Below are 11,146 nucleotides of genomic sequence, written 5' to 3' on the forward strand. Positions count from 1 at the left end.
GAAAACCTCAGCGCGGGCGGTTGGCCGCGTTCCGGGGGGCGACCAGCTGGTCGATGAAGCGGCCCTGGTACATGGCGAGGCCTATGCTGTGGCCGAAGCGCAGTGCTTCCTCGGTGTCGACATGGCACATGATGACCTTGGTCTTGCCCGTGCGCTCGACCATGTCGCGGATCTTCGCCTTCTTCTCCGGCAGGCGGTCGTCGGCCATGTTGGGCTTCCACTGCAGCTTGACGAGATCGATGCCGAGCTGCTCGCGATCGACGATCGGCAGGGTGAGCTCATTGAGGCCGTCGAGGCACAGGCGATAGCCGCGCTCGCGCGCGAAATCGCGGGCGAAGGTGAAGGCGGCGATGTCGGCATAGACGTCGAGCATCTGCAGCTCGATCACGATCGTGCCGCGTGCGCCGGCCTTGAGCGAACTGTCGAAGGCCATGAATTCCTTCGACAGGATGGTCGAGACGTTGAGGTTGAGGCTGAAGGAGTTCGAGATCGCCGGATCGTCGTTCTTGCTCAGCATCGCGAGCATGCGCTTGTCGAGCGTCTCGGTCAGGTACTGGAACAGCCAGCGATTGGCGAGGATGTCGTAGTTCGGCAGGACGAGCTTCTGCAGGTCGCCGATCGAGATGAACAGCTCGCGGAACAGCGGTTGCGGCGGCTGGGTCGTCAGGATCGCGAATACGGCCTGCCGGCGCAGCAGGTTCGAAAGATCGGCCTTGGCGATGATGTCGATGAGCTCGCCCAGGCGATGGGCATTGATCGGCGTCTTGGAGGTCTGCCCGGTGCCGGCGATCTGCGCCAGGCGCTTCTGGCGCCGCTGGGCATCCTCGTAGAGCGCCTGGGCGGACGCGCGCAGGTCGTCATACTGACGTTCCAGGTCGTACCAGGTGCAGAAACCGTCTGTCTCGTCGCTGTCCTGGACCAGGGGATCGTCGGTGAACAGGTAGCGCAGGCGCATCACCGCTTCGTCGATCTCGCTCGGATGGACGTCGCGATAGATGAAGAACAGGTCCTGGTTCGCCAGCTGGAACAGCTGGCCCTCGAACGCCCGTACCTGATTCTCGAATGTGCTGGCGGCGATACGGAGGTGATGGTCGCGACGGTTCTCGGAGCGGAGGCGGGACAGATGGACATGCACCGCACGCCGGCCGTTGCGATGGCGCGACAGCCGATCGACCTGCTCCAGGAGCCGGTACTCCTGGTCCGTTGAAATTTCTTCCTGTGCTGACCTGGACATCTTGCCTCATGCGCGGGTGCCGTCGCGGACGAGCGGAAATCGGGAGTGGCCCCGCTGAGCGGCATTGGACCCTATTTGTATTAACTCCTTCTAAACCTTGTCACGGCAACCGCTCGCGCCAGGCTGGATTGCGCGGGGCGCGGCGCGCCGGGCGCCCTAGGCGCGCCGTCGCTTGTCCGCCGCGGCGCGCGCGAGATAGGGCGCGAGGTAGCGTCCGGTGTAGCTCTCGGCCACCTCCGACACCGCCTCGGGCCGGCCCTCGGCCACGATCCGGCCGCCGCCGGCGCCGCCTTCAGGGCCGAGGTCGATCAGCCAGTCGGCGGTCTTGATGACCTCGAGATTGTGCTCGATCACCAGCACCGTATTGCCCTGGTCGACCAGCGTGTGCAGCACTTCGAGCAGCTTGCGCACGTCCTCGAAATGCAGGCCCGTGGTCGGCTCATCGAGGATATAGAGCGTCTGGCCGGTAGCACGCCGCGACAGTTCCTTGGCGAGCTTGACGCGCTGCGCCTCGCCGCCCGACAGCGTCGTCGCCGACTGGCCGACATGGATATATCCCAGGCCGACCTGCTCGAGCGTGCGGAGCTTGTCGCGAATCGACGGCACCGCCTTGAAGAACTCGGCGCCGTCCTCGACCGTCATGTCGAGCACGTCGGCGATCGACTTGCCCTTGAACGTGACCTCGAGCGTCTCGCGGTTGTAGCGCCGGCCCTTGCAGACGTCGCACTGCACATAGACGTCGGGCAGGAAATGCATCTCGATCTTGATGAGCCCGTCGCCCTGGCACGCCTCGCAGCGGCCGCCCTTGACGTTGAACGAGAAACGGCCGGGTGCGTAGCCGCGTGCCTTCGCCTCGGGCAGGCCTGCGAACCAGTCGCGGATCGGCGTGAAGCAGCCGGTATAGGTCGCCGGGTTCGAGCGCGGCGTGCGGCCGATCGGCGATTGGTCGATGTCGACGATCTTGTCGATCCGCTCGATGCCATCGATCCGCTCGTGCGGCAGCGGCTGCTCGCGCGCGCCGTTCATGCGCTTGGCGAGAGCCTTGTAGAGCGTCTCGATGATGAGCGTCGACTTGCCGCCGCCCGAGACGCCGGTCACGCACGTGAAGGTGCTGAGCGGGATCTTGACCGAGACGTTCTGCAGGTTGTTGCCGCGCGCGCCGACGATTTCGAGCGCCTTCTTCTTGTCGATCCGGCGCCGCTGGGCCGGCACGGGGATCGAGCGCTCGCCCTTGAGGTAGAGCCCGGTCAGGCTCTTCGGATGGGCCATGACCTCTTCGGGCGTGCCGTGCGCGATGATCTCGCCGCCGTGGGCACCCGCCGCCGGCCCCATGTCGATCAGATGATCGGCGGCGCGGATCGCGTCCTCGTCATGCTCGACCACCAGCACCGTGTTGCCGATGTCGCGGAGCCGCCGCAGCGTCGCCAAGAGCCGGTCGTTGTCGCGCTGGTGCAGGCCGATCGACGGCTCGTCCAGCACATAGAGCACGCCGGTCAGGCCCGAGCCGATCTGGGACGCCAAGCGGATGCGCTGGCTCTCGCCGCCGGACAGCGTCGCCGACGCGCGCGCGAGCGTCAGGTACTCGAGGCCGACGTTGTTCAAGAACCCCAGCCGCTCGTTGATCTCCTTCAGGATGCGATAGGAGATCTCGGCATCCTTGGGCGAGAGCGTCTTGGTCAGTTCCGCGAACCAGCGGCCGGCCTCGGCGATCGAGAGGGCCGTCACTTCCGAGACGTGCTTGCCGCCGATCTTGACCGCCAGTGCCTCGGGCTTGAGGCGCGCACCACCGCACGCCTCGCAGGTCTGCTGGTTCTGGAAGCGCGAGAGCTCGTCGCGGATCCAGGCGCTGTCCGTCTCCTTCCAGCGCCGGTCCATGTTGGGGACGATGCCCTCGAACGGCTTCGAGGTCGTGTAGTTGCGCAAGCCGTCGGCATAGGTCAGAGGCACGATCTTGCCATCGGAGCCGAACAGGATGACCCGGCGCGCCTCCTCGGGCAGCTCGGACCAGGGCGTCTTCATGCTGAAGTGATAGTGCTTCGCCAGGCTTTCGAGCGTCTGCGAGTAATATTGCGACGTCGAATTGGCCCAAGGCGCGATGGCGCCGTCGGCCAGCGACTTGCGCTCGTCCGGCACGATCATGTCCGGATCGAAATACATCTTGGCGCCGAGCCCGTCGCAGGCCGGGCAGGCGCCGAATGGGTTGTTGAACGAGAAGAGCCTGGGTTCGATCTCGTCGATGGTGAAGCCCGAAACCGGGCAGGCGAACTTGGCCGAGAAGGTCGTGCGCTCGCCGCCGTCGGCATTCTCGGCAATGAGCAGCCCGTCCGAGAGCTCGAGCGCAGTCTCGATCGAATCGGCGAGCCGGTTGCCGAGCTCGCCCGACACCACGACGCGGTCGACCACGACCTCGATGTCGTGCTTCAGCTTCTTGTTGAGCGCCGGCGCCTCGTCGATGTCATAGAGCGTGCCGTCGATCTTGACGCGCTGGAAGCCGCGCTTCTGCAGATCCTGCAGCTCCTTCTTGTACTCGCCCTTGCGGCCGCGCACGACCGGTGCCAGCAGCAGGAGGCGCGTGCCCTCCGGCATGCCCAAGATCCGGTCGACCATCTGGCTCACCGTCTGGCTCTCGATCGGCAGGCCGGTCGCGGGCGAGTAGGGCACGCCGATGCGGGCGTAGAGCAGGCGCAGATAATCGTAGATCTCGGTGACCGTGCCGACGGTCGAGCGTGGGTTCTTCGACGTCGTCTTCTGCTCGATCGAGATGGCGGGCGACAGGCCCTCGATCGAATCGACGTCCGGCTTCTGCATCAGCTCGAGGAACTGGCGGGCATAGGCCGAGAGGGACTCGACATAGCGGCGCTGGCCTTCGGCATAGATCGTGTCGAACGCCAGCGACGATTTACCAGAGCCCGACAGGCCGGTGATGACCACGAGCTTGTCGCGGGGAATATCGACGTCGACGTTCTTGAGGTTGTGCTCGCGGGCGCCGCGCACGCTGATCTGCTGCATCAGGGGAGTCTTCCGTTGGGGAACGCGCACTATATGGCGCGGCCGGCCAGGAAATCGACTCAAGCCTGCTGCGCGGAATGGGAACAAAACGTGATCAACGTACAGCAGGTGACAACCGCTGCCAATGATCTTTAGCCCCACGGTTAGGTCGCAGGCTTGCGTGCGTGCACTGCACAATGCGATAAGATAGAATGTTTCAAAAATTGGTACCGTGAGAAACCAATGCTTGCCGATTCAGGGGTTGAAAGAGCCGATATCGATCGCGTGCAACGCAGCATGCTGGCGTCGCGTCTGCGGGCGCTGCTTGCCAGCTCGACCGCGTCGACTGCGGACGGCGCTACCCTCGAACGTCTGCTGCGCGAGCGACTCTTCGTGCTGGCCGAGCAAGCGGAGATCGACCCGTTCGGCAACCCGATCCTGCTCATGGCGCTCGAGTTCTCGCGCATGATGGATGGCGGCCAGGCCTCGGCGGGTGCCATCGACCAGCTGATCCAGCGCCTCTCGGTCAAGTCCTTCGCTGACCGGGTCGACCGGCAGGTGCGCTATCTGGGCGACATGGACCCGCAGGGGAACGCGCTCGCCATCGCCGCCGTGGTGCGTGCCGTGGCCGGAACGCCGCTTCTGCCGTTCGAGGCGTTTCGCACGCGCATTGAGCGCGTGGTGCTGGGCATCGTGCTGACCGCACACCCGACCTTCGGCATGCCGGTCGAGCTGGCGCGGGCGCTCATGCGCATGGCGAGCGGGCGAGACGAGGCAGGCGGCCCGCTGGGATCCACTGCCGGTGCCGAGACGCTGCGCGAGGTGATGAATGCCGAGCACCTGCCGCCCCAGGACCTGACGCTCGCGGTCGAGCATGAGTTCTCGGTCGAGGCGCTCGGCCATATCCAGGCGGCGCTCGACCGGGTGAACGAGATCGTGCTCGACGTCGCGGCCGAGCTCTACCCGGAGCGCTGGACCGAGCTGCGTCCGAGCCTGATCACGGCGGCCTCCTGGGTCGGCTACGACCTCGACGGCCGGACCGACATCGCCTGGAGCGATACGTTCGCCAAGCGCCTGGGGGTGAAGCTCGCGCAGTTGAAGCGCCATCGCGCGGCGGCTCAGCGGCTGGCCGCGGTGGAGAAGCCGGTCGCAGCGGCGCTGGCCCCCGCCGTGGAGCAGCTCGACCGGGCGATCGCCATGGTCGAGCGCGAGCAGGCGGTGCTCGCCACCGTCTCGGGCCATCCGGAGCGGGTCGGCGAGCTCTCCCACCTGTTCGTCGAGGGGCGGGACGCGGGCCTGGTGTCGGCAGCACCCCTGCGCGCGGCGGTCGCGGCGGGGCTGGCGGCGAGCGAGGACCGGGTGGTGCGGCGCGACCTCGTGGCGCTCGACGCGAGCCTGATGAGCCACGGGCTGGGGCTCGCCCATACCCATGTGCGCTTGAACGCGACCCAGCTGCACAATGCGATCCGCAAGCAGGTCGGCATGGAAACGGCGCCGAACGATCCGAGCCACCGGCGCAGCTATCACAATGCGATCAACGACCTGCTGGGTGCGGTCGAGCCGGTCAAGGTCAATTTCGCCGATCTGATGGCCGAGCGGGCGACGGCGAAGCGCCTGTTCATGATCGTCCAGCAGATGGTGAAATACGTCGATGCCGACACGCCCGTCCGCTTCCTGATCGCCGAGACCGAGGCCGGCTTCACGCTCCTGACCGCGCTCTATTACGCGCGCCTGTTCGGCGTCGAGGACCAGGTCGAGATCTCGCCGCTCTATGAGACGGCGGAAGCGCTCGAGCGCGGCGACGGCATCATCGAGGAGGCGCTCCGCAGCCCGCACTACAAGGCGTACCTGAAGCGGACTGGGCGGCTCACGGTGCAGTTCGGCTTCTCCGATTCCGGGCGCTACCTCGGCCAGATGGCGGCGACCTTCATGATCGAGCGGCTGCGCCTCCGGCTTGCGACGCTGCTGGCACGCCACGAACTCGGCGACGTCCAGATCGTGCTGTTCAACACGCACGGCGAATCGATCGGCCGCGGCGGCCATCCGTCGAGCCTCGTTGACCGGCTGCGCTATGTCAGCCCGCCGGTGACCCGCGCCAATTTCGCGAACCTCGGCATCGCGGTGAAAGAGGAGGTGAGCTTCCAGGGCGGCGACGGCTTCCTGCCGTTCATGGGCTTCGCCTCGGCGCTGGCCGTGCTGCGCGGCGTGCTCGAGACCATGCTGCTGCCGGACCCGGAGGCGGTCGAAGACCCGATCTATCGCGAGAACGACTACGCGGTCGAGTTCTTCGCCACGATCCAGCAGCTGTTCGAGAGCCTGGTCGAGGACCCGAATTATGCGGTGCTGGTCAGCGCCTATGGTGCCAACCTCGTGCCGCGCACCGGCTCGCGCCCGACCAAGCGCCAGCACGACGGCTCGGCGCGCGCCATGGAGGTGACGCACGTCTCGCAGATCCGCGCCATCCCGAACAACGCGATCCTGCAGCAGCTGGGACTGCTCGCGAACACGCTCTATGGCGTCGGTCGCGCGCGCGCCAAGGACCCGGAGCTGTTCAACGAGCTCACCCAGCGCTCGCCGCGCTTCCGGCGCGCGATGGTCATGGTCGAGACGGCACTGGGCTTCAGCGACCTTGATGTGCTGAAGGCCCATATCGACACGCTCAATCCCGGCATGTGGCTGTCGCGCTCGGCCGTGACGCGGCGGCCGACCCGGGCGACGGAGCTGCGCGGCGTGTCGAGCGCGCTCGAGCGGCTCGACCTATATCCGGCTTTGATCAAGCTCTATCGCCGGCTTCAGGCCGATTTCCTCGACCTGACCGACCGGGCCGGCGCCCATGGCGGCGGGCTCGAGGGCAAGCTGGAGCCGGATCGCCACCACACGCTGGTCCTGCTGCATGTCGTACGGCTTGCGCTGATCCACCGGATCTATCTGCTGGCCATGCACGTGCCGGACTTCTCGCCGCATCACGGGCTGATGCGTGCCGACATCGTGGCCCGGCTCATCCGACTCGACGTGCCGGGTGCGGTGCAGCTGCTGAAGGACATCTTCCCCAAGGTCGACCCGGGCGCGCTGCCGGCCGAGGCCCGCGTGGCCGAGCCCTCGACCTACGAGGGCGAGGCGACGCAGGGCTATGCGCGCGAGCACGAGACGCTGTTCGATCCTCTTCTGGCGCTCTACGGCCAGGTGCTGCGGCTCTCCAACGCGATCGCGTATCAAATCGGCGCCGTCGGCTAACGTCACCCTTGCGTCCGGCCGGCCATCCGGCCTACGTCAAGGGCATCGATTCCAATGGTGCATAGGGGTGTTTCATGGCCGGTTCGGTGAACAAGGTCATCCTGGTCGGCAATCTCGGCAAGGATCCGGAGATCCGCACGACCAACGACGGCACCAAGGTGGCGAGCCTGTCGGTCGCGACGTCCGAGACCTGGAAGGACCGGAACTCGGGCGAGCGCAAGGAGCGCACCGAGTGGCATCGCGTGGTGATCTTCAACGACCGGCTGGTCGAGGTCGCCGAGCGGTTCTTGAAGAAGGGCGCCAAGATCTATCTCGAAGGTGCCTTGCAGACCCGCAAGTGGACCGACAATTCCGGCCAGGAACGCTATACGACCGAGGTCGTGCTGCAGAAGTTCCGCGGCGAGCTCACCATGCTCGACGGCCGCCAGGGTGGTGGCGGCGAGTTCGGTGACGACGAGGGCGGCGGCTACAGCAGCGGCGGCGGTTACGGCGGCGGCGGTTATAGCGGTGGGGGCGGGGGCGGCTATAGCGGCGGCTCGCGCGGCGGTTCCGGCTCGTCTGGCTCGGGCGGCGGCAGCCGCGGCCCGGCGCCCGCGACCGATCTCGACGACGAGATTCCGTTCTAGTTTACACCTATCAAGTAGATGTAAACAGAATGGTATAAGACCCAGAAAACACGGCGAAACTTCCCCGTTGTCATGTTTTCTGGGTCGTGCGAGAACCTGGGTGTAAGTAGCACCTGGAGTTTTCGTGTTGACAACAGCGTCCCCGTTTCGAATTCACACCGTCGTCATGGAGAACGGGGAGCGGTTGCCAACGCTCCTGAATGCGGCCACCGGTATGCCGCTCTTTGAGCCGATGGCGTACATTCTGACGCAGGTCCGAGCGACAGCTGCTGCGGCCAATACGATCACGGCTCACCTATCCGCGATCGCGATTCTGCTTATCCACACTGACACCTGGGGGATCGACCTTTCACGGCGGATCGCGTCTGGAGCTTTTCTCGATCTCAATGAGATCGATGCTCTTGCCGCAGCTGTGAAGCTTAAGAGCAAGGACCTTCTGTCTCGGCTCCTGAAATCGAAGGCGCGGACTCATTCCGATGCCGCGCCGACCATCCCGCTGGAGAGAGTACGAAAGCGGGCGCCAGTCGTCAGAGAGCAAACAGTCAATCGCTACACGGCGGCCAATCGGATGCGCGTCATATACGCCTATCTCTATTGGCTCACAGATGATCACCTTGCCCGGATCCAATCGACGCATCCCAACTACGGTGTGACGTTGGCAAAGCGCGATCAAATGCTCGAAGCAATCGATGCACGCATTCTCCGAGAAGGAAGCTCATCGTCTAACAGAGAGGGGCTGGACCCGGAAGAACGTGAAGCTCTCCTGGAATGCATCGAGCCAAATTCTCCCAATAATCCCTGGAAAGACTCCAGGGTGGCGGCCAGAAACAAGTTAATTGTCCTATTGCTCTACCATCTTGGAATTCGAGGAGGCGAACTCCTCGCCGCATATGTTGACGATCTCGACTTTCGATCAAACGCGATGAAGATCGTCCGCAGACCTGACAATCCGTTGGATCCTCGAAGCATCCAGCCGACGGTGAAGACGCTTGAACGCATACTTCCCGTGAACCAGGGCCTGATAGATTTGGCATTTGCGTATCTCGGGGAGAGACGCGCGGTCCAAGGATCATCTAAGCATCCGTTTTTATTGGTTGAAACGGATCACGGTCGCCCTTTGTCGAAAAGCGCCCTCGCAAAAATTTTCAAAGAAATAAGGTCTACAAACAAAAAAATGCTCAGTCGGGTTACCCCTCATGTTCTTCGTCATGATTGGAATGATCGATTCTCCGAGGCGATGGACAGAGGGAATGTGCCGGAAGCAAAGGAAGAAAAATACCGTTCCAATATGATGGGATGGGCTGAGGGTTCTAACACCGCCGAAACTTACACGAAGCGACATATAAGGCGAAAAGCTAGCGAGTATTCGCTCAAGATGCAGGCTAAGGCTCTTGGAGATAACAATAATGGTTAAAAATGAATTAGAATATCGTCCGTATCCCGAACTGCCAACGGAAGTTGTCACGAGAGATGGTGCGGCTTTTGATCCTCGCCGGAATCGATGGACGCTTCGCTTGGCAGCAAAGGCGCACTCATTGAATTTTGACCGAATTGAGTTTGTGTCGCCGGAGATAATTGATTGCATAAAGGCGGTTTTGATTTGGTACGTCCAAAACAAATCATCCAGCCATACGGTCAACATGTTTGAACGTCTTGTTCATTTCTTTGCGACTATCGGCTCTCCATGCGCACCGGTGTCGAAAATCGATTCGGTCAGCATCATCAACTACAGAGATAGCCTTTCAAAGGAGACCAAGTGGTATCTGTCAGGTCTGTCGGGTTTCATAAAAAAGTGGGCCGCCCTCGGCTGGCCAGGCGTGGAGCCGGACGCGCCTATAGTGCTCGATGAGATGCGAGTGGAGGGAAATCGGAAAGGAACCGCAGTCCGGACCATGGACCCCGTGGAGGGACCTCTCACTGATATCGAACGCCAAGCCTTGATCGATGCCCTCAAGAATGCGCGTCTGACCGGTGAGATAGCTGTGGAGGACGAGGCGTTGGCGTGGCTAGCCATCCTTCTAAGCCCAAGACCAATCCAACTCGCGTCGCTTAAGATATGCGATCTGAAATACTCGACAAGTCACGACGGGATTCCGACCTATGTCCTGCGGGTTCCGCGTGCGAAGCAGAGAGGCAAGCTCGCTAGGGATGAGTTTTTCGATCGAGCGCTTCTTCCAGAAATCGGAAAGCTCATCTCGCATCACATTGCAGAAGTCGAGAAAAGGCTGAAAGGCTTCGTGCCCGACGTAAGTTCGGCTCCTTTGTTTCCTGCAGTGAGAGATATCGAGAACTGGCTAGACGGTTTTGAATGGCACACTACGGCCGACAACATAGGCGGACGTATAACGTTCATCCTCGAAGGCCTCGCGGTTCATTCCGAACGTACCGGCGAACCACTGAACATCTTCCCAACCCGCCTCCGTCGAACGCTCGGCACTCATGCTGCTATCGAAGGACATGGCGAGTTACTTATAGCGGCCCTGCTCGACCACTCCGATACTCAGAATGCTGGCGTATATGTCGAGGCACGCCCGGAGATCGTTGAGCGCATCGATAAGGCGATTGCCATGCGCATGGCACCGCTTGCCCAGGCGTTTGCAGGGGTTCTGGTCGATGGTGCCTTTGGTGCCGACGAAGAAGACTATCTCATATCCGACCCACGATACGGTGACGGCGAACAGGCTGTTGGTGGATGCGGAAGCCACAGCTTTTGTAGTCTCGCCGCGCCAATCGCCTGCTACACGTGCCGGCACTTCCGACCGTGGCTGGATGGGCCTCACGAGGAGATTCTCGATGGTCTGTTGGGTGAGCGCGATCGCCTGATGAATGAAGGGAGCGCGCGGATTGCATCCATCAATGATCGCACAATCCTCGCGGTTGCTCAGGTTGTCGAAGAATGCAAAAAGCGGCGTTCGGCTTTGCCGGAGGCTGCTCGTGGTGTCAACCGGCGCGCAATCTTGACCCCCGATCGGCGTCCAATGTTGACCCCCTGATGGCGGGTTGTCCCGGTAGTCCATAGGAGGGGCCCGAGCGCGACGCGCAGTGCCTCCACGCGCGACGGAGC

At 63.1% G+C, this 11,146-nt stretch carries 6 protein-coding genes; 4 read left to right on the plus strand and 2 right to left on the minus strand.

Features of this window, described 5'->3' with window-relative positions:
• Positions 1 to 7 precede the first annotated feature (7 nt).
• Positions 8 to 1,234, minus strand: a complete 1,227-nt coding sequence (locus IEY58_RS17165) for an EAL domain-containing protein (RefSeq protein WP_189047920.1) — start codon at positions 1,232 to 1,234, stop codon at positions 8 to 10.
• 156 nt (positions 1,235 to 1,390) lie between these two features.
• Positions 1,391 to 4,243, minus strand: coding sequence for an excinuclease ABC subunit UvrA (gene uvrA, locus IEY58_RS17170; protein ID WP_229743777.1), 2,853 nt, complete (start codon positions 4,241 to 4,243; stop codon positions 1,391 to 1,393).
• Positions 4,244 to 4,519: 276 nt separating this feature from the next.
• Here uvrA and IEY58_RS17175 point away from each other — a divergent pair, with 276 nt between their 5' ends.
• The 4 genes from IEY58_RS17175 to IEY58_RS17190 all read left to right on the plus strand — a co-directional run bounded on the left by IEY58_RS17175 (position 4,520) and on the right by IEY58_RS17190 (position 11,075).
• Complete coding sequence (locus IEY58_RS17175; protein WP_189047921.1) at positions 4,520 to 7,456, plus strand: phosphoenolpyruvate carboxylase; 2,937 nt, start codon at positions 4,520 to 4,522, stop codon at positions 7,454 to 7,456.
• Between the two features lie 74 nt (positions 7,457 to 7,530).
• Positions 7,531 to 8,082, plus strand: a complete 552-nt coding sequence (ssb, locus tag IEY58_RS17180) for a single-stranded DNA-binding protein (RefSeq protein ID WP_189047923.1) — start codon at positions 7,531 to 7,533, stop codon at positions 8,080 to 8,082.
• 184 nt (positions 8,083 to 8,266) lie between these two features.
• Positions 8,267 to 9,496, plus strand: a complete 1,230-nt coding sequence (locus tag IEY58_RS17185; RefSeq protein WP_189047925.1) for a tyrosine-type recombinase/integrase — start codon at positions 8,267 to 8,269, stop codon at positions 9,494 to 9,496.
• Positions 9,489 to 11,075, plus strand: a complete 1,587-nt coding sequence (locus IEY58_RS17190) for a site-specific integrase (protein WP_189047927.1) — start codon at positions 9,489 to 9,491, stop codon at positions 11,073 to 11,075. The genes IEY58_RS17185 and IEY58_RS17190 overlap by 8 nt, the downstream gene beginning before the upstream one ends.
• Positions 11,076 to 11,146: the final 71 nt, after the last annotated feature.

The sequence above is a fragment of the Aliidongia dinghuensis genome (assembly GCF_014643535.1).
Classification (GTDB): Bacteria; Pseudomonadota; Alphaproteobacteria; order ATCC43930; family CGMCC-115725; genus Aliidongia; species Aliidongia dinghuensis.